Genomic DNA, 22,422 nt, shown 5'->3' on the forward strand with positions numbered 1-22,422 from the left:
ACGGGGGTGGGGTCCAACCACGACACCCCGTACCCTTGGGTTTTGTGTTCCGAAGCCGTTCCAAGGAAGAGAAGGCCCCCGCCACCCAGGTGACACCGGGCCTCTCCACGCAGCCCCGCGACCCGCAGGCCCCCAAGGGCCGCCCGACCCCCAAGCGCAGTGAGGCGCAGACGCAGCGACGTCGCGCCTCCACGACGCCGACCGACCGCAAGACGGCCATGAAGCGCCAGCGCGAGGCACGCCGCGCGGATCTGGCGAAGCAGCGCGAGGCGCTGGCGAGTGGTGACGAGCGCTATCTGCCCGCCCGTGACAAGGGGCCGGTACGCCGCTTCGTCCGCGACTTCGTCGACTCACGCTTCTGCATGGCCGAGTTCTTCCTGCCGCTCGCGGTGGTGATCCTCGTCCTGAGCATGGTCAGGGTCGGCGCCCTCCAGAACATCGCGCTGCTGCTCTGGCTCGGCGTGATCGTGCTGATCGTCATCGACTCGATCGGGCTCTGGTTCCGGCTCAAGAAGCAGCTCGCCGAGCGCTTCCCGGACACCCCGAAGCGTGGCGCGGTGGCCTACGGCCTGATGCGTACGCTCCAGATGCGCCGACTGCGGCTGCCGAAGCCGCAGGTCAAGCGCGGAGAGCGGCCCTGAGCACGGACGTCTCCGGCTGCGCGGAAGGCTCGGCCGAGCGGTCGGCCGGCCACGGCGCGCTGCGCCATGTCATCCGGCGGGAACTCGTCGCGCGCCAGCTCGACGAGCAGATCGCCGGCCGCTTCCCGGTGGGACAGCGGCTGCGCGTGCTGGACGTCGGCATGGGGCAGGGCACGCAGGCCCTGCGCCTGGCGCGCGCCGGACACACGGTCACCGGGCTGGAGTCGGACGCCGCGCACCTCACCACGGCGCGCGCGGCGCTGGCCGAGGAGCCCGCGGGCATACGCGAGCGGGTCAGGCTGATCGAGGGCGACGGCCTGGAGACCGGGGTGCACTTCCTGCCGGGCAGCTTCGACGTGGTCCTCTGCCATGGCGTGCTGATGTACACCGACGAGCGGGACGCGCTGCTCGCGGGGCTGGCCAGAATGCTGGCGCCTGGCGGCCTGCTGTCGCTGCTCGTACGCAACGGGGACACCCTGGCCCTGCGGCCAGGCCTGGCCGGGGACTGGGCGGGAGCGCTGGACTCCTTCGACACGGACACCTGCGTCAACCGGCTGGGGCTGCTCGTACGCGCGGACCGGCTGGGAGCGCTCACCGCCACGCTGGCGGGGATCGCCGCGCCGCTGCACGCCTGGTACGGCGTACGCGTCTTCACGGACGGCGCGGCCGGGGACGCGGAGCCGTCCGCCGGGGAGGAACTCGAACGGCTGCTGGCCCTGGAGGACCGGGCGGGGCGCACCGAGCCGTACCGCAGGGTCGCCGGGCTGCTGCATCTGTGCGGCGTGCGCGGCTGAGAGACGGAAGATGACCGGGCCGGGGAGTCGCTCAGGTGACGGGCCCCCGGACGCGTCCTCACGGTCGTGAGCAGCATAGAGAGCGGCGGCGGAGCCGGCGCACCCAAGACGGCCCGGCTCTCCGCCGGGGAGACCTGGCGGGCCCTGTACCGGCACTTCCGGCCGCATCGCCGGATCGTCGCGCTCGGCGCGTTCCTGGCACTGATCGGCGCGGCGAGCGGCCTGGCCCAGCCGCTCGCCACGAAGGCCCTGGTCGAACGGCTCGGTGAGGACGGTTCGATCACCGGCATTCTGCTGGTGCTCACCGGGCTGGTGGTGTTCGGTACGGCGATCGAGGCGCTCGCCTCGTACCTCCTGGAGCGGACCGCGGAGTCAGTCGTCCTCGCGGCCCGCCGCACCCTGATCGGACGGCTGCTGCGGCTGCGGCTGCCCGAGGTGGAGCGGACCCAGCCGGGCGATCTGATGTCCCGGGTCACCTCCGACACCACGCTGCTGCGCGCGGTGACGACCCAGTCGATCGTCTCGGCGGGCACCGGCGGACTCGCGTTCCTGGCGACCATCGCGCTGATGGGCGTGATGGACATGGTGCTGCTCGGGGTGACGCTGGGCGTGATCGTGGTGATCGGCTCCGCCGTGGCGCTGGTCATGCCCAGGATCTCGCGGGCCACGCGACGGTCGCAGGAGGCGGTCGGCCACATATCCACCGTGCTGGAGCGGGCCTTCGGCGCGTTCCGTACGGTCAAGGCGTCGGGCGCGGAGGAGCGCGAGGCCGCCGTGGTGGAGGCGGCGGCCCAGGAGGCGTGGCGGCACGGCGTGCGGGCCGCGAAGTGGCAGTCGCTGGCCGGGACCTCGGTCGGACTGGCCGTACAGGTGTCGTTCCTGGCGGTGCTGGGGATCGGCGGGGCGCGGGTGGCCTCGGGGGCCATCTCCATCTCGACGCTGATCGCGTTTCTGCTGTTCCTCTTCTATCTGATGGATCCGGTGTCGAAGCTGGTGCAGGCGGTGACGCAGTACCAGGTGGGATCGGCGGCCGTCGCCAGGATCGCGGAGGCGGAGCGGCTGGAGACGGAGGTCCTGGAACCGGCGGCCGTCGGGACGGGGACGGCCGGGCGGCCCGGCGCACGTCCGGCCACCGTGGCCTTCGAGGACGTCACCTTCCGGTACCGCGAGGAGCTTCCGTACGTCCATCACGGCGTCTCCTTCGAGATCCCCGGCCCCGGGATGACGGCCTTCGTCGGCCCCTCGGGCGCCGGCAAGACGACGGTCTTCGGACTGATCGAACGGTTCTACGAGGCCACCGGCGGCCGGGTCCTGGTCGACGGCAGGGACGTACGCGACTGGGCGCTCCCCGAACTGCGCGCCACGATCGGCTATGTCGAGCAGGACGCGCCGGTGCTGGCCGGGACGCTGCGCGAGAATCTGGTCTTCGCCGCCCCCGACGCCACCGACGAACGGATCCGGGAGGTGCTCGTACGGGCCAGGCTGAACGAGCTCGTGGAGCGGCTGCCGGACGGGCTGGAGACGCTCGTCGGCCACCGCGGCTCCAAGCTGTCGGGCGGCGAGCGCCAGCGCGTGGCGATCGCGCGGGCGCTGCTGCGCGGACCCCGGCTGCTGCTCCTGGACGAGGCGACGTCCCAGCTGGACGCGGTCAACGAGCTGGCGCTGCGGGACGCGGTGGCGGAGGCGGCCCGGGAGGTGACGGTGCTGGTGGTGGCGCACCGGCTGTCGACGGTGACGCTCGCGGACCGGATCGTGGTGATGGACGCGGGCAAGGTGCGGGCGGTGGGCACGCACGACGAACTGGTGGCGAACGATCCGCTGTACGGGGAGCTGGCCGCCACCCAGTTCCTGGCGGCGGCGCGCTGACCCCGTGTCACCGTGAGCCCGCGGTGTCCCCGGCGGCGGTGGCGCATGACCGGTGGTGACCTCTGATCGGCCGGGGCCCGGTACGGCCGGGGCCCGGTACGGCCAGGGCCCTGATCGGCGGTGTACCGCAGGCCACACCAATAGGACAAACGGGATACTCCGGGCATGGATGCTTCCCTTCGCCGCCGTCGCGCCCGCCGGCCGCTGCTGCCTCTGACCGCCGCGATCTGTGCGGCGGCGCTGGCCGGTGGCTGCGCCGGCGCCGCCACCCCGGGCTCCCGCATGTCGAACCCCGACACCACGACCCAGGCGGCGGCCATGCGGCGCGCCGGCAACGATCTGCAGACCGCCTACGAGACGGCGATCAGGAATGTGCTGCCCTCGGTCGTCCAGATCCAGGCCGGGGACAATCTGGGGTCGGGCGTCGCCTACGACGGAAAGGGCCACATCGTCACCAACGCCCATGTCGTCGGCAAACAGCGGGCCTTCTCCGTCACCGTGGCCAACAGCGAGCGGCTCCTGCGGGCCAGACTCGTCTCCAGCTTCCCCCAGCAGGATCTGGCCGTCATCAAGCTCGACAAGGTCCCGGCCGGGCTGAAGGCCGCCAAGTTCGGTGACACCTCCGCGGTCGCGGTCGGGCAGATCGTGCTGGCCATGGGGTCGCCGCTGGGGCTGTCGGGCAGCGTCACCCAGGGCATCGTCTCGGCGGTCGGACGGACCGTCAGCGAGGCCTCGTCGGGCGGCGGTACGGGCGCCACCATCGCCAACATGGTGCAGACGTCGGCCGCCATCAACCCGGGCAACAGCGGGGGCGCGCTGGTCAATCTGAACAGCGAGGTGATCGGCATCCCGACGCTGGCCGCGACCGATCAGCAGCTGGGCAACAGCGCCGCGCCCGGCATCGGCTTCGCGATCCCGGCGTCGATGGTGAAGACGGTCGCCGACCAGATCATCAAGAACGGCCGGGTCATCGACTCGGGCCGGGCGGCGCTGGGCATCAGCGGCCGTACCGTACTCGGCTCCGACTTCCAGCCGGCCGGCGTCGCGGTCGTCACGGCCCCGAGGGGCGGCGCCGCGGCCAAGGCCGGGATCGAGCCCGGGGACATCATCACCAGGATCGACGGCACCCCGGTCACGACGATCACCTCGCTGTCCGAGGAACTCGCCTCGGACAAGCCGGGACAGAAGATCAAGGTGACCTTCACGCGCGGCGGCGCGGCGAAGACCGCGGAGGTGACGCTCGGCGAGATGTAGCGGAGGGGCGCCGGGACACAGTGACGGGCGCCCGCGGAGCGGTCCGCGGGCGCCCGGACGCGTACGGTCAGCTCCCGTCGGCCCGCAGGCTCATCGGACCGTAGATCTTGGCACCGTCCTCGAACAGCGTGACCTGGTCCGCGCCCCCGTCGAGGAGCTCCTTCCACGCCTCGCCGACCCACGACTCGGCATCCCCCTGCGTCGTGAACTCCTCCGGCTCCACAGCCGGCGGGACCTCCGTCCCGTCGGCCTTCTCGAACCGCCACGTCCACGCCATGTGCGCCTCCCGGGTCCCGCGGAACTGATCGATTTCCTGCCCGCAGCGTAGCCGGGCGCGCACCGTGAGCGGTGACACGGGAGGATCAACCCCGTGGAACTGACTCTGCTCGGCACGGGAGCCCCCGCGGGACTCCCCCGCCCCCACTGCACCTGCGCCGCCTGCGCGACCGCCCGCGGCGAGCGCGCCCGCGCCGCGACCGCCCTGCTGGTGGACGGCGTTCTGCTGCTCGACCTCACCCCGGGGGCCGCGCTCGCCGCGGCCCGCGCCGGGCACTCTCTCGCGGGCGTACGGCAGGTCCTGCTCAGCCATCCGCACGACGGTCCCGCGGTGGAACTGCCCGCCGGACTGCCGACGGCGGGCCGGGTGGCGGACGGCCGGGTGCTGACGCTGCTCGGCGGACACCGGGTGCGGGCGGTGCCGATGGACGCGCCGGGTACGGGGTACGAGGTGACGGCGTCCGGCGGCGAGCGGCTGCTGTACCTGCCGCCCGGCGGGGCGCCCGCGGGTCTGCCGCCCGAGAACGGCCGGGCCGTGGCCCCGTACGACATGGTCGCAGCCGACGTGGTGGGGCGCCCCGACGCGGTGGCGCGGCTGCGGGCGGCCGGCGCCATCGGGCCCGACACCGACGTCGTCGCCGTCCACCTCGACCACGATGTGCCGCCCGGCCCGGAACTGGACCGGCGGCTGGCGGCGGCGGGCGCGCGGGCCGTGCCCGACGGGACGACGCTGACGGTCGGCGCGTACCACCCCGTGCCCGAGGTACCACGGCGCACGCTGGTGACGGGCGGGGCGCGCTCGGGCAAGTCCTGGGAGGCGGAGCGGCGGCTCGCGGCGTTCCCCGGGGTGCTGTACGTGGCGACCGGCGGCGGTCGCCAGGGCGACCCGGAGTGGGACGCCCGCGTCCGCGCGCACCGTGACCGCAGGCCGGGGTCCTGGCGCACGGAGGAGACCTGCGACCTCGTACCGCTGCTCGCGGCGGAGGGGCCGCCGCTGCTCATCGACTGCCTGTCGCTGTGGCTGACGGACGCGATGGACCGGGTGAACGCGTGGGACGACGCGGCGTGGGCGGCGGGGGGCGAGAAGGCGCTGCGGGAGCGGACGGGGGCGCTGGTGGCGGCGGTACGGGGGGCGCGGCGCACGGTGGTGGCGGTGACGAACGAGGTGGGGGCGGGGGTGGTGCCGGCGACGGTGTCGGGGAGGCGGTTCCGGGACGAGCTGGGGAGGCTGAACGCGGGGGTGGCGGGGGAGTGTGAGCATGTGCTGCTGGTGGTGGCGGGCCAGGCGGTGACGCTGCGCTGAGCCTGTGCGGGGCGGGTGGGGCCTTGTGCGGGGCGGCGGGGGCGGCCCGGTGGTCCCGGCCAGGGAAAGACCGCTCCCCGCCTGACGATACTGTCGGCGAATGAGCTCGCTTAATCTCGATGACTTCTCCGATCTGATCGAGCGTCCCGACAGCGGTACGCGACGGGACGCCGAGGAACGGCGTGAGCGGCTGGCCGTGCCGAGCGGGGCGCTGGGGCGCCTGGACGAGCTCGGTGAGTGGCTCTCCGCCGCGCAGGGATCCGTACCGGTCAAGGCCGTCCGGCAGCCCCGCGTCGTGCTGTTCGCGGGCGATCACGGCGTCGCCGCGCTCGATGTCTCGGGACGGCCCGCCGGCAGCGCGGAGGCGCTGGTGCGCGCGGTGCTGGAGGGCGAGAGCCCCGTCGCCGTGCTGGCCCGGCTGGCGGAGGTGCCGGTGCGGATCGTGGACGCCGGGCTCGACTGCGATCCGGCGCTGCTGCCCGACGAGGTCGTACGGCACCGCGTGCGGCGGGGCAGCGGGCGGATCGACATCGAGGACGCGCTGACCGTCGAGGAGGCCGAGCGTGCCGTGCGGCTCGGCATGGCGATCGCGGACGAGGAGGCGGACTCGGGCACCGATCTGGTGGTCCTGGGCGATCTGAGCGTCGGCGGCACGACGCCCGCGGCCACCTTGATCGCCGCGCTGTGCGGTACGGACGCGTCCGTGGTGACCGGGCGCGGCGGCGCCGGGATCGATGATCTGGCGTGGATGCGCAAGTGCGCGGCGGTGCGGGACGCGCTGCGCCGGGCGCGGCCGGTGCTGGGGGATCAGCTGGAGCTGCTGGCGACGGTCGGGGGCGCGGATCTGGCGGCGATGACCGGGTTCCTGTTGCAGAGCGCCGTGCGGCGGATGCCGGTGATCCTGGACGGTGTGGTCTCGGCGGCCTGTGCGCTGGTCGGCCAGCGGGCGGCGTTCCGCGCTCCCGACTGGTGGCTAGCGGGGCAGTTGAGCGGGGAGCCCGCGCAGGCGAAGGCGCTGGACAGGATGGCCCTCAACCCGCTGCTGGACCAGGGCGTCACGGTGGGGGAAGGAACCGGGGCGCTGCTGGCGCTCCCGCTCGTCCGGGCCGCGGCCGCTCTCGCGGCGGAGCTGCCGGAGCGGGCCGGGGCGGAGCCGGTGGAGAACTCCGCGGAGTACGTCACCGAGTGAGGCGACGGTGCGGTCGCCACCACGGGCGGCCGTATCAGTCTGCATGAAGCACGATGCCCCATATGATCGTGTTTTATGGGAGAAGTCCGCATGGCCGTCCATCCATTGGGCCGGGCTGCCGGGGCGAGCCGGGCCACCGAACGTTCGCGGCGCGGCGCGGCGTTCGCGGTCTGGTATCTGCGCGCCGTCACCTTCGTCAACTTCCTGAGCGCCGTGTGGGTCTCGCTCGGACAGGATCTGCGTCGGCACAACGTCGACGACTACTTCACCCCGTATCTGCTCACCGCGGGCTTCGCGTCCGGTGTCTTCACGCTCTTCCTCGCGATCACCATGCGCCGCCGCAAGCGTGCCGCCTGGATTCTCAATGTCGTTCTCGCCGGGTCCTTCCTGCTGCTGTTCTCGTTCGTGATGGTCTTTCCGGAGATCAGGCGCTATCCGCAGAACTGGATCTCGCTGGGGCTGACCGGTGTCTTCGTCTGCGCGCTGCTGCTGGGGCGGCGGGAGTTCTACGCGAAGGGCGACCGCTCCAACCCGCGGCTGGCGGCGGCCGTGGCGGTCGGCGGGCTGCTGGCCGCCTCGCTGCTGGCCGCGCTGCTCGTCACCGTCACCAACACCGCCGCGGGGACCTCGTCGTTCACGGAGCGCTGGCGCTACGGCACGGCCCGGCTCGTCTCGCTGATGGCCGACGACTCCCGTTTCCCGGGGATCGTCACGCCCGGCTGGGTCAATGTGACCATCAACGTCCTGTCCACGCTGCTGCTGCTCGCCGTGCTGTACGCGGCCTTCCGCTCGCGCCGTGCCGTCGACCCGATCACCGAGGACGACGAGGCGGGGCTGCGGGTGCTCCTCGACAGGTACGGGGAGCGCGACTCGCTCGGCTACTTCGCGCTGCGCCGCGAGAAGAGCGTGATGTGGTCCCCGACCCGCAAGGCCGCCATCACCTATCGCGTGGTGGGCGGGGTGTCGCTGGCCTCAGGCGATCCGATCGGTGATCCGGAGGCATGGCCGGGCGCGATCGAACCGTGGCTGGCCGAGGCGCGGGAGCACGGCTGGCTGCCCGCCGTGATGGGCGCGAGCGAGGAGGCCGGGACGATCTACGCCCGGCACGGTCTGGACGCGCTGGAACTGGGCGACGAGGCGCTGGTCGAGACCGCCGACTTCACCCTGGAGGGGCGGGCGATGCGGACCGTGCGCCAGGCGTACAACCGGGTCGCGCGGGCCGGCTACCGCGTCACGGTCAGGCGCCACGAGGACATCCCGGCCGATGAGATGGCCGAGCTGCTGCGCCGCGCCGACGACTGGCGCGACGGCGCGACCGAGCGCGGCTTCTCGATGGCGCTCGGACGGCTGGGCGATCCGGGCGACGGCCGGTGCGTGATGCTCGAATGCCATGACGGGAAGGGCGAACTGAGGGCGGTGCTGAGCTTTGTGCCCTGGGGGCCCAAGGGGCTCTCGCTCGACCTGATGCGCCGTGACCGGGACAGCGAGAACGGACTGATGGAGTTCATGGTCATCGAACTCCTCCGGCGCGCGGGGGAGATCGGGATCACGCAGGTCTCGCTGAACTTCGCGATGTTCCGGTCGGTCTTCGAGCGGGGCGCGAAGCTGGGCGCGGGTCCCGTGCTCCGGCTGTGGCGCTCGCTGCTCAGCTTCTTCTCGCGCTGGTGGCAGATCGAGTCGCTGTACCGCGCCAACGCCAAGTACCGGCCGATCTGGGAGCCGCGCTTCATGCTCTTCGAGAAGAGCGCGGATCTGCTGCGCATCGGGATCGCGGCGGGCCGCGCCGAGGGCTTCCTGGAGGCGCCGGGTCTGCCGGGGTGGCTGCACCGCAGGAGGCTGGGGACGCGTCGCTGAGCGGGCCGGCACGGTCCTGCCGGACGTCGCTCTCGCCGTCGCGCCCCCGGCCGGCGGGTGTCACCAGCCCAGCGTCAGCACGACCAGCGCCACGGTCGCGGCCGTCTCCGCCAGGGCGCCGAAGACATCGCCGGTGACCCCGCCGAAGCGCCGTACGCAGTGCCGCAGCAGCAGCTGCGCGGCGACCAGCCCGGCCACGGCCGCCAGCGCGTGCCGCACGGCATCGGCGGGACCGAGCAGCGCGCCCGCCGCCCCGCAGGCCGCCGTGACCAGCAACGCGGCGACCGCGGCGGACCGTACGGGCACCACCCCCGCCACCGCCGCGCCCAGACCGTCGGGCCGGGCCGGCGGCACCCCCGTACGGCAGGCCAGGGTGAGCGCGAGCCGCGCCGTCACCCCGGCGACGACCACCGCCACCGCGCCGCGGGCCGCGCTCCCCGCGTACAGACCGGCCACCGCCGCGACCTGCCCGAGCAGCACCAGCACCAGCGTGACCACCCCGAACGGGCCGATGTCCGACCGCTTCATGATCCGCAGCGCGTCCTCGGCGGGCTTGCCGCTGCCGAGACCGTCCGCGGTGTCGGCGAGACCGTCGAGATGGAGCGCGCGGGTGAGGACGGCGGGTACGGCCACCGCCGCCACCGCCGCGAGCGGCGGCGGCGCGCCCGCGAGGAGCAGCAGCGCGCCGGCGCCCGCCGCGCCCGCGCCCACGACCAGCCCGGCGGCAGGCGCGGTCAGCATTCCGCCGCGGGCGGCGCCGCGGTCCCAGCGCGTCAGCCGGACCGGGAGCACGGTGAGGGTGCCGAAGGCGAACCGTATGCCGTCGGCCACCGGGGAGCGTGCGGCGTCCGCGCCTTCGCCGTCCATGGAGGTCATCGCGCGAGACTACGACGAGTACGTCCGAAGGGGCGTCGTCGGCCCGGAGGACAGACAGACGCACACTCCGGCGGGCCGCAAAGGTGGGAAAGCCGCCCACAGCCGAAGGAACCGCCGCCCCCGTCGGCGGCGGATATCACTGAGCGTAGGCTCGTTGCCGCCGCGCAGAGCGCCCGCTTACGATGCGGCGGGCTCGGTCGGCCCACCCCTCGACCGCCAACGAACCTAACGAAAGCGAGATTTCACCACCGTGACTGCTCTCACTCTCAGCACTTCCGGGGCGGCGACGCTGCGCGCCGACGCGATTGTCGTCGGCGTCGCGAAGGGCGCCAAAGGGCCGGTTGTGGCGCCGGGCGCCGAGGCCGTGGACAAGGCGTTCGACGGAAAGCTCGCCTCCGTCCTGGAGACCCTCGGCGCCTCGGGTGCCGAGGGTGAGGTGACCAAGCTGCCCGTGCTGTCGGGCCTGAAGGCACCGGTCGTCCTCGCGGTCGGGCTCGGCCCGGTCCCGAAGAAGGACGCGACGTACGGCGCCGAGCCGCTGCGCCGTGCCGCCGGGGTCGCCGCGCGCGCTCTGTCCGGCGTGAAGAAGGCCGCGTTCGCGCTGCCCGTCGAGGCGTCCGAGGACGTCGAGGCGATCGCCGAGGGCGCGCTGCTCGGCGCGTACGCCTTCACCGCCTACCAGGGCGGCGAGAAGAACGCCAAGAAGGGCGACGGCCCGAAGCAGCCGCTCGGCGAGGTGGCACTGCTGGGCGCCAAGCCGCGCGACAAGGCGCACAAGGCCGCCGCCGAGCGCGCGATCGCGCTGACCGAGGAGGTCAACCGCGCCCGCGATCTGGTGAACACCCCGCCGAACGACCTCACCCCCGAGTCCTTCGCCGCCGTGGCCACCGCCGCCGGCAAGGAGAACGGCATCAAGGTGCAGGTCCTCGACGAGAAGGCGCTCGCCAAGGGCGGCTACGGCGGCATCCTCGGGGTCGGCCAGGGCTCGGCCAACCCGCCGCGGCTGGTGAAGCTCGCCTACACGCACCCCGACGCGGAGAAGACCCTCGCCCTCGTCGGCAAGGGCATCACCTACGACTCGGGCGGCATCTCGCTGAAGCCGGCCGGTCACAACGAGACGATGAAGTGCGACATGAGCGGCGCCGCCGCGGTGTTCGCCGCCGTCGTCGCCGCCGCCAGGCTCGGTCTCGCCGTCAACGTCACCGGCTGGCTCGCCCTCGCGGAGAACATGCCGTCCGGCACGGCCACCCGCCCGGGTGACGTGCTGCGCATGTACAGCGGCAAGACCGTCGAGGTCCTCAACACCGACGCCGAGGGCCGGCTCGTGCTGGCGGACGCGCTGACCCGGGCCTCCGAGGAGAACCCGGACGCGATCGTCGACGTGGCGACCCTGACCGGCGCGATGGTGCTGGCGCTGGGCAACCGCACGTTCGGCATCATGGCGAACGACGAGGCGTTCCGTACCTCGATCCACGAGATCGCGGAGGAGGCCGGCGAGGCGTCCTGGCCGATGCCGCTCCCCGCCGACCTGCGCAAGGGCATGGACTCCCCCACCGCCGACATCGCGAACATGGGCGAGCGGATGGGCGGCGGCCTGGTCGCCGGGCTCTTCCTGAAGGAGTTCGTCGGCGAGGGCATCACCTGGGCCCACCTGGACATCGCGGGCCCGGCCTTCCACGAGGGGGCGCCGTACGGTTACACGCCGAAGGGCGGTACGGGCGCCTCGATCCGTACGCTCGTGAAGCTGGCGGAGCGCACCGCCGCGGGCGACCTGGGCTGACCGCGGGTCCGCGCGACGGCCGGCGGGCGGCTCCGGCCGGCCGCGGGACCGGGGCTCCGGAGGTGGGCGAGGGCGGCAGAACGATGTGGCCCGTCTCACCTCCGGGGCCCCGCGTCCCGTCTTGCTTCGACAAGTGCGAAGATGGGTTCTCGGCAGGACAGGGCCCCCACCACAGGGCCGAAGACATAGCGGCCGAAGACCAGCCGCCGCCCGGTCACCGGACCGCGCCCGGCGCACATGCATGGAGGACGTGACGTGGCGAACGACGCCAGCACCGTTTTCGACCTAGTGATCCTCGGCGGCGGTAGCGGCGGTTACGCCGCGGCGCTGCGCGGAGCGCAGCTGGGCCTGGACGTCGCACTGATCGAGAAGAACAAGCTGGGCGGCACCTGCCTGCACAACGGCTGCATCCCCACGAAGGCCCTGCTGCACGCCGGCGAGATCGCCGACCAGGCACGCGAGAGCGCGCAGTTCGGTATCAAGACCACCTTCGACGGCGTCGACATCGCGGGTGTCCACAAGTACAAGGACGAGGTCATCTCGGGCCTGTACAAGGGCCTCCAGGGTCTGGTCGCCTCCCGCAAGGTGACCTACATCGAGGGCGCGGGCCGGCTCTCCTCCCCCACCTCCGTCGATGTGAACGGGCAGCGCGTCCAGGGCCGTCACGTCCTCCTCGCGACCGGTTCCGTACCGAAGTCGCTGCCGGGTCTAGTGATCGACGGCGACCGTGTCATCTCCTCGGACCACGCACTGACCCTGGACCGGGTCCCGCAGTCCGCGATCATCCTGGGCGGCGGTGTCATCGGCGTCGAGTTCGCCTCCGCGTGGAAGTCGTTCGGCACGGACGTCACGGTCGTCGAGGGCCTCAAGCACCTCGTCCCGGCCGAGGACGAGAACAGCTCCAAGCTGCTGGAGCGCGCCTTCCGCAAGCGCGGCATCAAGTTCAACCTCGGTACGTTCTTCGAGAAGGCCGAGTACACCCCGGACGGCGTCCGCGTGACGCTGGCCGACGGCAAGACGTTCGAGGCGGAGATACTGCTCGTCGCGATCGGCCGCGGTCCGGTCTCCGAGGGTCTCGGGTACGAAGAGCAGGGCGTCGCGACCGACCGCGGCTATGTCGTCGTCGACGAGTACATGCGCACGAACGTGGAGACCGTCTCGGCGGTCGGTGACCTCGTCCCGACCCTCCAGCTCGCGCATGTCGGCTTCGCCGAGGGCATTCTGGTGGCCGAGCGGCTGGCCGGTCTGAAGACCGTTCCGATCGACTACGACGGCGTGCCGCGGGTGACGTACTGCCACCCCGAGGTCGCCTCCGTGGGTATCACCGAGGCCAAGGCCAAGGAGATCTACGGCGCGGACAAGGTCGTCGCCCTCAAGTACAACCTCGCGGGCAACGGAAAGAGCAAGATCCTCAAGACCGCGGGCGAGATCAAGCTCGTCCAGGTCAAGGACGGCGCCGTGGTCGGCGTCCACATGGTCGGTGACCGTATGGGCGAGCAGGTCGGCGAAGCTCAGCTGATCTACAACTGGGAGGCTCTGCCGGCCGAGGTCGCGCAGCTCATCCACGCGCACCCGACCCAGAACGAGGCTCTCGGCGAGGCCCACCTGGCCCTGGCCGGCAAGCCCCTCCACTCCCACGACTGATGCCTCAGTCCGGGCGCGACGACCACTACCGCACTTCCCCTCGCTCGGCGCTCCGCGCGAGCTGGGGAGACCCCATCGTTAGGAGCAACTGAAACCATGGCGGTTTCCGTAACCCTGCCGGCGCTCGGCGAGAGCGTCACCGAGGGCACTGTCACCCGCTGGCTGAAGGCCGAGGGCGAGCGCGTCGAGGCCGACGAGCCTTTGCTCGAGGTCTCCACCGACAAGGTCGACACCGAGATCCCCGCCCCGGTGGCCGGTGTGCTGGCCTCCATCAAGGTGGCCGAGGACGAGACCGTGGAGGTCGGCGCCGAGCTGGCCATCATCGACGACGGGACGGGCGGCGTCGAGGCGGCCCAGCCGACGGAGGCCGCTCCGGCCCCCGCCGCCGAGCCCGCTCCGGCCCCCGCCGCCCCGGCCCCCGCCGCCCCGGCCCCCGTGGCCGAGGCTCCCGCGGCTCCGGCCGCACAGCCCGAGCCCGCCGCCGCCCCTGCCGGTGGCGCCTCCGGCACCGACGTCACGCTGCCCGCGCTGGGCGAGTCGGTCACCGAGGGCACCGTCACCCGCTGGCTGAAGGAGGTCGGCGAGGAGGTCGCGGAGGACGAGCCGCTGCTCGAGGTCTCCACCGACAAGGTCGACACCGAGATTCCCGCTCCGGTCGCCGGTGTGCTGCTGGAGATCGTGGTCGGCGAGGACGAGACCGCCGAGGTCGGCGCCAAGCTCGCCGTCATCGGCGCTCCGGGGGCGGCCCCGGCCGCCGCTCCGGCTCCTGCCGCTCCGGCGCCCGCGCCGGTCCAGGAGGCTCCGGCCCCCGCCCCGGCACCCGCCGCCGCTCCGGCTCCGGCTCCGGCCGCCCCGGCTCCGGCGCCCGCGCCGGTCCAGGCCGCGCCCGCGGCTCCTGCTCCGGCCGCTCCGGCCCCGGCGGCCCCGGCCCCGGTCACCCCGGCGCCCGCCGCGACCACCGGCGACGACGGCGCGTACGTCACCCCGCTGGTGCGCAAGCTCGCCGCCGAGAACAGCGTCGACCTGGGCGCGGTCAAGGGCACCGGCGTCGGTGGCCGTATCCGCAAGCAGGACGTCATCGCCGCCGCGGAGGCCGCCAAGGCCGCCGCGCGTGCCGCCGCACAGGCCCCCGCCCCGGCAGCCGCTCCCGCCGCGTCGAAGGCGCCCACGCTGGAGGCGTCCCCGCTGCGCGGCCAGACCGTCAAGATGACCCGCATGCGCAAGGTCATCGGCGACAACATGCTGAAGGCGCTCCAGACGCAGGCCCAGCTGACCTCCGTGGTCGAGGTGGACATCACCAAGCTGATGCGGCTGCGCGCCCAGGCCAAGGAGTCCTTCGCCGCCCGTGAGGGCGTCAAGCTCTCCCCGATGCCGTTCTTCGTCAAGGCGGCGGCCCAGGCGCTGAAGGCCCACCCGGTCATCAACGCCCGGATCAACGAGGGCGAAGGCACGATCACGTACTTCGACTCGGAGAACATCGGCATCGCCGTGGACTCCGAGAAGGGTCTGATGACCCCGGTCATCAAGGGTGCGGGCGATCTGAACATCGCCGGTATCTCCAAGAAGACCGCGGAGCTGGCGGCGGCGGTCCGGGCGAGCAAGATCACCCCGGACGACCTGGCCGGCGCGACCTTCACCATCAGCAACACCGGTTCGCGCGGTGCGCTGTTCGACACGATCATCGTGCCGCCGAACCAGGTCGCCATCCTGGGCATCGGTGCCACCGTCCGGCGTCCCGTGGTCATCAACCACCCGGACCTCGGCGAGACGATCGCGGTGCGCGACATGACGTACGTCGCGCTCTCCTACGACCACCGGCTGGTGGACGGCGCCGACGCCGCCCGCTACCTGACGGCGGTCAAGGCGATTCTGGAGGCCGGCGAGTTCGAGGTCGAGCTCGGTCTGTAGGCCCGAGGCGAACAAGCCAAAAACACGTACGGCAACGGCGCCCCCGCCCGGATCTATCTCCGGGCGGGGGCGCCGCCGTATGGTGCACGCCGCCGTATCGTTCATCCATCGACCGCTGTCCCCAGGAGCGCTTCATGACCCCGCCCGTCATCCACTCGCTGCGCGAACAGATCCGCGAGCACATCGTGGAGGGGATCGTCAGCGGCCGCTGGAAGCCGGGTGAGCGGATCGTGGAGCGGCGCATCGCGACCGAACTACAGGTCAGCCAGACGCCCGTACGTGAGGCGCTGCGCGAGCTGGAGAGTCTGCGGCTGATCGAGTCGGCGCCCAACAAGGGCGTACGGGTACGGAACCTGACCGCGGCCGATCTGGAGGAGAGCTATCCGGTGCGGGCGGGCCTTGAGCAGATCGCCGCGGAGCTGGCCGCCGAGCGTCTCGCGCGGGACTGCTCGGCCCTGGAGCCGCACGTACTGGCGCTGTACGAGGCGGACCGGAGAGCGGACGGGACCGGCCAGGTGCGGCACACCGTGGGCTTCCACCGGGAGCTGGTGCGAGCGGCCGGTAACAGTGTGTTGCTGCACACCTGGGAAGGGCTCGGCATCGAGGTCTTCACCGCGCTGTCGATCCGCTGGCTGGGAACGGTGCAGAAGTCGTACGCCGAGGAGCACGAGGAACTGGTCGAGGCGTTCCGCAGAAGGGATCCCGGCATTGGCGCACTGGTGAAGGACCATGTGCTCGGATGTGCGCCGCGCGCCTGAATCACCCCTTCTGTCATGACTCACTCTCCGTCACTCGGTGCCCCCTTCTGTGGCACGGAATGCCAATTCCTCCAGATCGAGAAGTTTTGCCTTTCAACCCTTTGATCGATCATCGATCAGCGACTTACAGTCTTAGACGGACTGCACCCAGTCCTCCGCCCTGTCCTGCCAGACAAGGCTCTTTCTCCACCCCCCTCCTGTCCGGAAGGCGGCGACCATGCCCGACCCCGTAGGCAAGCTTCCGAGCGAGCTCGACCAGCTCCCGGACCGTGATGCCGAGGAGACCGCCGAGTGGGCGGCCTCGCTCGATGCCGTGACCGAGCACGCCGGCCCGCACCGCGCCGCCTATCTGATGCGGCGCACCCTCCACCACGCGGGAACGGCCGGGGTCCCGGTGCCCGCGCTGCTGGAGACCGACTATGTGAACACCATCCCCACCGCCTCCGAGCCCGCCTTCGACGGCGACGAGGCGATGGAGTCCCGGATCACGGCCTGGAACCGCTGGAACGCGGCGGCCATGGTCACCCGCGGCGCCCGATACGGCGTCGGCGGCCACATCGCCACCTTCGCGTCCGCGGCCTGGCTCTACGAGACCGGCTTCAACCACTTCTTCCGCGGCAAGGAGGGGGACGGTTCCGGCGACCAGCTCTACATCCAGGGCCACGCCTCCCCCGGCATATACGCCCGCGCCTTCCTCGACGGCCGGCTGACCGAGTCGGACCTCGACCACTTCCGCCAGGAGGCGGGCGGCAAGGGCCTGCCCTCGTACCCGCATCCGCGCCGGCTGCCCTGGCTGTGGGAGTTCCCCACCGTCTCGATGGGGCTCGGCCCGCTCTCCGCGATCTACCAGGCGCGCTTCAACCGCTATCTGACCAACCGCGGCATCAAGGACACCTCCGCCTCGCACGTCTGGGCGTTCCTCGGCGACGGCGAGATGGACGAGCCCGAGTCGACGGCGGCCCTGGCACTCGCGTCCCGTGAGCAGCTGGACAATCTGACCTTCGTCATCAACTGCAACCTCCAGCGGCTCGACGGTCCCGTCCGCGCCAACTTCAAGATCGTGCAGGAGCTGGAAGCGCAGTTCCGCGGCGCCGGCTGGAATGTCATCAAGTCGCTGTGGGGCTCGGCCTGGGACGAGCTGTTCGCCCTGGACACGACGGGTGCGCTGGTACGCCGGCTGCGCCAGGTGCCCGACGCGCAGTTCCAGACCTACGCGACCCGCGACGTGGCGTACATCCGCGAGCACTTCTTCGGCGTGGACCCGGCGCTCATCGAGCTCTCGAAGCTGGTGTCCGACGCGAAGATCGCCGAGTGTTTCTACACCTCGCGCGGCGGCCACGAGGCCCGCAAGGTGTACGCGGCCTACCGCGCGGCCCTGGCGCACAAGGGTGCCCCGACCGTGATCCTGGCGCAGACGGTGAAGGGCTACACGCTCGGCTCCGGCTTCGAGTCGCGCAACGCCAACCACCAGATGAAGAAGCTCTCGGGCGACCAGTTCCGCGCCATGCGCGATCTGCTGGAGCTGCCCATCCCGGACGCGAAGCTGGACGACAGCCTCGTACCGTACGGCCACCCCGGCGCCGACTCCCCCGAGGTGCGCTACCTCCAGGAGCGCCGCGCGGAGCTGGGCGGCCCCGCCCCGGCCCGCCGGGTGCACGCCGTGGCCCTTCCCGAGCCGTCCGAGAAGCCGTTCCAGGCGGTCTACAAGGGTTCGGGCAAGCAGTCGGTGGCGACCACCATGGCGTTCGTCCGGCTGATGAAGGACCTGATGCGGGACAAGGAGACCGGCAGGCGCTGGGTCCCGATCGTCCCGGACGAGGCCCGCACCTTCGGTATGGAGGCGCTGTTCCCGTCGGCCGGCATCTACTCGCCGCTCGGCCAGACGTACGACCCGGTCGACCGCGACCAGATCATGTACTACAAGGAAGCCAAGGACGGCCAGATCCTCAACGAGGGGATCACCGAGGCCGGTTCGATGGCGGACTTCATCGCCGCGGCGACGTCGTACGCGACGCACGGCGAGACGATGATCCCCTTCTACATCTTCTACTCGATGTTCGGCTGGCAGCGCACGGGCGACCAGATGTGGCAGCTCGCCGACCAGCTGGGCAAGGGCTTCATCGTCGGCGCCACCGCGGGCCGTACGACCTTGACGGGCGAGGGACTCCAGCACGCCGACGGCCACTCCCATCTGATCGCGTCCACCAACCCGGCCGCGCTCAACTACGACCCGGCGTTCGCGTACGAGATCGCCGTGATCGTCAAGGAGGGCCTGCGGCGGATGTACGGCCCCGAGGCCGAGGACGTCTTCTACTACCTGACGGTCTACAACGAGCCGATGCCGCAGCCCGCGATGCCGGAAGGCGTCGAGGAGGGCATCGTCAAGGGCCTGTACCGCTTCAAGGAGGGCACCCCGGCCGCGGCCGACGCCCCCCGTACCCAGCTGCTGGCGTCCGGTACGGCGATCCACTGGGCCCTGGAGGCACAGGAACTGCTCGCCGACGACTGGGGCGTCACCGCCGATGTCTGGTCCGCCACGTCGTGGGGCGAGCTGCGCCGGGACGCGATGGAGGCCGACGAGGCGCTGCTGCACGGCGAGGAGCGGGTGCCGTATGTGACGCGCGCGCTGGCCGGCGCGCCGGGTCCGGTCCTCGCGGTCAGCGACTGGATGCGTCAGGTCCCCGACCAGATCAGCCAGTGGGTCGAGCAGGACTACACCTCGCTCGGTACGGACGGCTTCGGGCTCTCCGACACCCGCGAGGCGGCCCGCCGTCACTTCGGCGTGGACGCCCGGTCCATCGTGGTCGCGGCGCTGGCGCAGCTGGCCCGCCGGGGCGAGGTCAAGCCGGAGCGGGTCGTGGAGGCCCGCGAGCGCTACGGCCTCTGAGTTCCGCGGTCTCTGAGCGCCACGGCCTCTGAGCGCTACGGCCTTGCGTCCAGCGGCCTTTGAGCGCTGCGGCAGCCGAGGCCGGGCCTGATGTCCGGTCATGCCCCGGGAGAACCCCCGTCACGCTGTGGCGGGGGTTCCCTGCATCATGGATCCATGCGTGCTGCTCGGCTGATCAAGATGGTGCTCCTGCTCCAGTCCAGGCCCTCCATGACCGCGGGCGAACTGGCCCGGGAGCTCGAAGTGTCCGAGCGGACCATCACCCGGGACGCCCAGGCGCTCTCCGAGGCCGGGGTCCCGGTCTACGCGGACCGGGGCAGGAGCGGCGGCTACCGGCTGGTCGGCGGCTACCGCACCCGGCTGACCGGGCTGGCGCGCGGCGAGGCCGAGGCGCTGTTCCTCTCCGGAGTGCCGGGCGCGCTGCGGGAGATGGGCCTCGACGACATCTCGTCGGCGGCCCGGCTGAAGGTGTCCGCGGCGCTGCTGCCGTCGCTGCGGGACGCCCCGGACTCGGCGGCGCAGCGCTTCCATCTGGACGCGCCGGGCTGGTACCAGGAGCCGGAGACGCCCGAGCTGCTGCCGGTCCTCGCCGAGGCGGTCTGGGGCGACCGGCTGGTCGCGGCGCGCTACCTGCGCCGGGACATCGAGGTGGAGCGGGAGCTCGCCCCGTACGGTCTCGTGCTCAAGGCCGGTGTCTGGTACGTCTGCGCCTGTTCCCAGGGGTCTTTCCGCGTCTACCGAGTGGACCGGTTCACCTCGGCGGAGACCTTGCAGGAACGTTTTTCCAGGGATGAGACCTTCGATCTGCCCGGGTTCTGGGAGGAGCGCGCCGCGGAGTTCGCGCGCTCGCTGCTGCGTACGGAGGTCCTGATCCGGCTCTCGGCGGACGGTGCCCTGCGGCTGCCGTACACCGTCGACCGCGAGGCCGCGCGCGAGGCGCTCGCCACGGCGGACCCGCCGGACGACCGCGGCCTGGTCACGCTCACGCTGCCGGTGGAGTCTGAGGACGTCGCGTACTCCCAGCTGCTCACGCTCGGCCCCGATGTGGAGGTCCTGAGCCCGGCCACCCTGCGCGACCGCTTCGCCGAGGCCGCGCGGCGGATGCGGACGCTGTACGGATGACCAGGACGCCGCCCCGCGGCGACGGACCCGAACACCCGGCAACGAAACGGCTCACAATCCGTGGCTCGGCATGCGCCGCCCTCCCGTAAGCACGATGCTGGACCCGTGATGGACGAGACGGAGTTCTGGGAGATCGTCGACAGCACCCGCGAGATCGCCGAGGGCGACCCCGAGGACCAGGCCGATCAGCTGGTCGAGCGGCTGCTGCAGCTCGACCCCGACTCCGTACTGGACTTCTCGCGCCACTTCGAGTCGCGTTACAACCGCGCGTACCGCTGGGACCTGTGGGGCGCCGCCGCCGTACTGCTCGGCGGCGTCAGCGACGACGCCTTCGACTACTTCCGCTGCTGGCTCATCGGCCAGGGCCGCGAGATCTTCGAGGGCGCGCTGCACGATCCGGACGCGCTCGCCGAGCTGCTCGACGACTTCGACCCGGACATCGACGGGGACGGCGAGGAACTGGGGTACGCGGCGGACGAGGCGTACGAACAGCTGACCGGGGTGGTGGCCCCCGCCCTGGGCATCGCCTCGCAGCCCGCCGAGCCGGAGGGCACACCGCTGGACTTCGAGGACGAGGCGGCACTCGCCGAACGCTTCCCCCGGCTCTCCGAGCGCTTCGGCGGCTCGTAGGTCCTGTCCGGACCCGGCCGCGCGCCGCTCCCCTCGCGCTCAGTCCGTCAGCGAGATCCCCATCAGCACATCGTCCACGTACACGCCGTCGAGACAGAACTCCCCGGGCAGCACGCCCTCGACGGCATAGCCCTCCTTCTCGTACAGCGTGCGGGCCGGCGCGTTGTGGCCCAGCACGCGCAGCGTGAGCCGCCGTGCGCCCTGGTTGCGCGCGTGCAGCGCCGCCGCGCGCAGCAGAGCGCGGGCCACCCCGCGCCCGCGCGCCCACTCGTGGACCGCGAGCCCCTGGATCTGCCGTACATGCGCGTTGCTGGCGAGCGGCGTGGGCCGCACCACCCGGATGTAGCCGGCGATCCGCTCGTCGTCGACCTCGGCGACCAGGAATTCCTCGGGCCGGTGCCGCGCGTCGAAGAAGGGACCGTACGGCGGCTCCGGCCGCGGCGACACGGCGTGCAGCGACGACCAGGTCGCCCGGTCGAGCTCGCCCAGGCTGCCGTCGTCGGAAGGGACCGCGGGACGTATCTGTGCGTCGGACATGGCGCAACTGTGCCATGGGGCGTTCCACGGGCAGGATGGGCCCATGAGGATCGCGATCACCGGTTCCACCGGGCTCATCGGTACGGCACTCGCACGCTCCCTTCGCGCCGACGGCCACGAGGTGGTCCGCCTGGTACGGCGCCCCGCCCGGACGGCCGACGAAGTCGAGTGGGACCCGCTGCGGCAGCGGGTCGACGGCCGCCGCCTCAACGGCTGCGAGGCCGTGGTCCATCTCGCCGGAGCCGGCATCGGCGACCGCCGCTGGACCGAGGCGTACAAGAAGGAACTCCGCGACAGCCGAGTCCTCGGCACCGCCACGATCGCGGAGGTCGTCGCCACCCTGGACCAGCCGCCACGGGTGCTGGTGTGCGGGTCCGCCATCGGCTTCTACGGCGAGACCGGGGACCGGAAGGTGGACGAGAGCGCGCCTCCGGGCGACGGGTTCCTCCCCTCGCTCTGCGTCGAGTGGGAGGAAGCCGCCCTGGCGGCGGAAGAGGCGGGCGTACGCACGGTGTTCGCGCGCACGGGCCTCGTGGTCGCGCGCGGGGGCGGGTCCTGGGGCCGGCTCTTCCCGCTGTTCCGCGCGGGCCTGGGCGGACGGATCGGCTCGGGGCGCCAGTACTGGAGCTTCGTCGCGCTCCACGACGAGGTGGCCGCGCTGCGGCACCTGATCGACACGGAAAGCCTGGAAGGCCCGGTGAACCTCACCGCACCGGAACCGGCCACGAACCGCGAGATCACGGCGGCGATGGGGCGAGTCCTGCGCCGCCCGACGCCGTTCCCGGTCCCGGCGGTGGCGCTGCGGGTGGCGCTGGGCGAGCTGTCGGCGGAGGTCCTGGGGAGCCAACGGGTGGTGCCGACGCGGCTGCTGGAGTCGGGCTTCAGGTTCGCGTTCCCGACGATTGAGGAGGCGATTCGTGTGGCGTAGGGGGGGCGCCTCCGGCGGGGGGCGGTCCGGGGGCGTTCGTTTTGGGCTGGGCCGGTGGTCGTGTGCGGGTTGCTGGGCGTGGGTACGGGTGCGTCTCGGCTCGGGCCGGCCGTCGTGTGCGGGTTGTCGCCGGGGTACGCGGTGCGCCTCCGGCGGGCCGTGGGTACGGGTGCGT

18 protein-coding genes are annotated in these 22,422 nt (G+C 72.3%); 15 read left to right on the forward strand and 3 right to left on the reverse strand.

All coding sequences use genetic code 11. The annotated features are described in order from the left end of the window. Positions 1–44 precede the first annotated feature (44 nt). The 4 genes from CU044_RS18370 to CU044_RS18385 all read left to right on the forward strand — a co-directional run bounded on the left by CU044_RS18370 (position 45) and on the right by CU044_RS18385 (position 4,555). Entirely contained in the window at positions 45–641 is a 597-nt protein-coding gene (locus tag CU044_RS18370; protein WP_129769807.1) for a DUF3043 domain-containing protein, read from the forward strand. Positions 642–712: 71 nt separating this feature from the next. Then, the gene (locus tag CU044_RS18375; RefSeq protein ID WP_129769808.1) at positions 713–1,435 is read left to right on the forward strand and encodes a class I SAM-dependent methyltransferase; all 723 of its coding nucleotides are present in this window, start codon (positions 713–715) and stop codon (positions 1,433–1,435) included. Between the two features lie 75 nt (positions 1,436–1,510). After that, positions 1,511–3,301 (forward strand): ABC transporter ATP-binding protein, encoded by a 1,791-nt coding sequence (locus CU044_RS18380; protein WP_129769827.1) that lies wholly within the window; start codon positions 1,511–1,513, stop codon positions 3,299–3,301. A 165-nt stretch (positions 3,302–3,466) separates the two neighbouring features. Then, on the forward strand, positions 3,467–4,555 hold the full coding sequence (locus CU044_RS18385) for a trypsin-like peptidase domain-containing protein (RefSeq protein ID WP_129769809.1): 1,089 nt from the start codon (positions 3,467–3,469) through the stop codon (positions 4,553–4,555). A gap of 67 nt (positions 4,556–4,622) precedes the next feature. On the opposite strand, the gene CU044_RS18390 is transcribed toward CU044_RS18385, so the two are convergent. Next, a complete protein-coding gene (locus tag CU044_RS18390) occupies positions 4,623–4,832 on the reverse strand; it encodes a hypothetical protein (protein ID WP_129769810.1) in 210 nt (69 codons plus the stop codon). A 93-nt stretch (positions 4,833–4,925) separates the two neighbouring features. Here CU044_RS18390 and CU044_RS18395 point away from each other — a divergent pair, with 93 nt between their 5' ends. From CU044_RS18395 to CU044_RS18405, 3 genes are all read left to right on the forward strand, one after another. Further along, positions 4,926–6,134, forward strand: coding sequence for a bifunctional adenosylcobinamide kinase/adenosylcobinamide-phosphate guanylyltransferase (locus CU044_RS18395; RefSeq protein WP_129769811.1), 1,209 nt, complete (start codon positions 4,926–4,928; stop codon positions 6,132–6,134). Between the two features lie 100 nt (positions 6,135–6,234). Then, positions 6,235–7,323, forward strand: coding sequence for a nicotinate-nucleotide--dimethylbenzimidazole phosphoribosyltransferase (cobT, locus tag CU044_RS18400; protein ID WP_129769812.1), 1,089 nt, complete (start codon positions 6,235–6,237; stop codon positions 7,321–7,323). A 75-nt stretch (positions 7,324–7,398) separates the two neighbouring features. After that, positions 7,399–9,177, forward strand: a complete 1,779-nt coding sequence (locus CU044_RS18405) for a phosphatidylglycerol lysyltransferase domain-containing protein (RefSeq protein WP_129769813.1) — start codon at positions 7,399–7,401, stop codon at positions 9,175–9,177. 60 nt (positions 9,178–9,237) lie between these two features. On the opposite strand, the gene CU044_RS18410 is transcribed toward CU044_RS18405, so the two are convergent. Further along, on the reverse strand, positions 9,238–10,053 hold the full coding sequence (locus CU044_RS18410) for an adenosylcobinamide-GDP ribazoletransferase (RefSeq protein ID WP_240045675.1): 816 nt from the start codon (positions 10,051–10,053) through the stop codon (positions 9,238–9,240). A gap of 250 nt (positions 10,054–10,303) precedes the next feature. On the opposite strand from CU044_RS18410, the gene CU044_RS18415 reads away from it, so the two are divergent. The 7 genes from CU044_RS18415 to CU044_RS18450 all read left to right on the forward strand — a co-directional run bounded on the left by CU044_RS18415 (position 10,304) and on the right by CU044_RS18450 (position 20,782). Next, positions 10,304–11,833: a leucyl aminopeptidase gene (locus tag CU044_RS18415; RefSeq protein WP_129769814.1), complete on the forward strand. Its 1,530-nt coding sequence runs from the start codon at positions 10,304–10,306 to the stop codon at positions 11,831–11,833. A gap of 255 nt (positions 11,834–12,088) precedes the next feature. Then, on the forward strand, positions 12,089–13,477 hold the full coding sequence (gene lpdA / locus CU044_RS18425; protein WP_129769816.1) for a dihydrolipoyl dehydrogenase: 1,389 nt from the start codon (positions 12,089–12,091) through the stop codon (positions 13,475–13,477). A 96-nt stretch (positions 13,478–13,573) separates the two neighbouring features. Beyond that, on the forward strand, positions 13,574–15,385 hold the full coding sequence (sucB, locus tag CU044_RS18430) for a 2-oxoglutarate dehydrogenase, E2 component, dihydrolipoamide succinyltransferase (RefSeq protein ID WP_129769817.1): 1,812 nt from the start codon (positions 13,574–13,576) through the stop codon (positions 15,383–15,385). 134 nt (positions 15,386–15,519) lie between these two features. Beyond that, entirely contained in the window at positions 15,520–16,143 is a 624-nt protein-coding gene (locus CU044_RS18435; protein WP_129769818.1) for a GntR family transcriptional regulator, read from the forward strand. Positions 16,144–16,360: 217 nt separating this feature from the next. Then, a complete protein-coding gene (gene aceE, locus CU044_RS18440) occupies positions 16,361–19,030 on the forward strand; it encodes a pyruvate dehydrogenase (acetyl-transferring), homodimeric type (protein WP_129769819.1) in 2,670 nt (889 codons plus the stop codon). Between the two features lie 156 nt (positions 19,031–19,186). Beyond that, the gene (locus tag CU044_RS18445; RefSeq protein ID WP_129769820.1) at positions 19,187–20,152 is read left to right on the forward strand and encodes a WYL domain-containing protein; all 966 of its coding nucleotides are present in this window, start codon (positions 19,187–19,189) and stop codon (positions 20,150–20,152) included. Between the two features lie 108 nt (positions 20,153–20,260). Next, entirely contained in the window at positions 20,261–20,782 is a 522-nt protein-coding gene (locus CU044_RS18450; protein WP_129769829.1) for a DUF4240 domain-containing protein, read from the forward strand. Between the two features lie 39 nt (positions 20,783–20,821). On the opposite strand, the gene CU044_RS18455 is transcribed toward CU044_RS18450, so the two are convergent. Beyond that, positions 20,822–21,319, reverse strand: a complete 498-nt coding sequence (locus CU044_RS18455; RefSeq protein WP_129769821.1) for a GNAT family N-acetyltransferase — start codon at positions 21,317–21,319, stop codon at positions 20,822–20,824. A gap of 43 nt (positions 21,320–21,362) precedes the next feature. Between CU044_RS18455 and CU044_RS18460 the strand changes: the two genes are divergently transcribed. Beyond that, positions 21,363–22,247: a TIGR01777 family oxidoreductase gene (locus tag CU044_RS18460; RefSeq protein ID WP_129769822.1), complete on the forward strand. Its 885-nt coding sequence runs from the start codon at positions 21,363–21,365 to the stop codon at positions 22,245–22,247. Positions 22,248–22,422 lie beyond the last annotated feature (175 nt).

This window comes from Streptomyces sp. L-9-10 (genome assembly GCF_004151105.1).
In the GTDB taxonomy this organism is placed as follows: Bacteria; Actinomycetota; Actinomycetes; order Streptomycetales; family Streptomycetaceae; genus Streptomyces.

What these genes read in the sequence shown, in the direction of transcription:
- CU044_RS18385 (WP_129769809.1), top strand. Translation starts at nt 3,467, where the DNA reads ATGGATGCTTCCCTTCGCCGCCGTCGCGCCCGCCGGCCGCTGCTGCCT.
- CU044_RS18390 (WP_129769810.1), bottom strand. Translation starts at nt 4,832, where the DNA reads ATGGCGTGGACGTGGCGGTTCGAGAAGGCCGACGGGACGGAGGTCCCG.
- cobT (WP_129769812.1), top strand. Translation starts at nt 6,235, where the DNA reads ATGAGCTCGCTTAATCTCGATGACTTCTCCGATCTGATCGAGCGTCCC.
- CU044_RS18405 (WP_129769813.1), top strand. Translation starts at nt 7,399, where the DNA reads ATGGGAGAAGTCCGCATGGCCGTCCATCCATTGGGCCGGGCTGCCGGG.
- CU044_RS18410 (WP_240045675.1), bottom strand. Translation starts at nt 10,053, where the DNA reads ATGACCTCCATGGACGGCGAAGGCGCGGACGCCGCACGCTCCCCGGTG.
- sucB (WP_129769817.1), top strand. Translation starts at nt 13,574, where the DNA reads ATGGCGGTTTCCGTAACCCTGCCGGCGCTCGGCGAGAGCGTCACCGAG.
- CU044_RS18435 (WP_129769818.1), top strand. Translation starts at nt 15,520, where the DNA reads ATGACCCCGCCCGTCATCCACTCGCTGCGCGAACAGATCCGCGAGCAC.
- aceE (WP_129769819.1), top strand. Translation starts at nt 16,361, where the DNA reads ATGCCCGACCCCGTAGGCAAGCTTCCGAGCGAGCTCGACCAGCTCCCG.
- CU044_RS18445 (WP_129769820.1), top strand. Translation starts at nt 19,187, where the DNA reads ATGCGTGCTGCTCGGCTGATCAAGATGGTGCTCCTGCTCCAGTCCAGG.
- CU044_RS18450 (WP_129769829.1), top strand. Translation starts at nt 20,261, where the DNA reads ATGGACGAGACGGAGTTCTGGGAGATCGTCGACAGCACCCGCGAGATC.
- CU044_RS18455 (WP_129769821.1), bottom strand. Translation starts at nt 21,319, where the DNA reads ATGTCCGACGCACAGATACGTCCCGCGGTCCCTTCCGACGACGGCAGC.
- CU044_RS18460 (WP_129769822.1), top strand. Translation starts at nt 21,363, where the DNA reads ATGAGGATCGCGATCACCGGTTCCACCGGGCTCATCGGTACGGCACTC.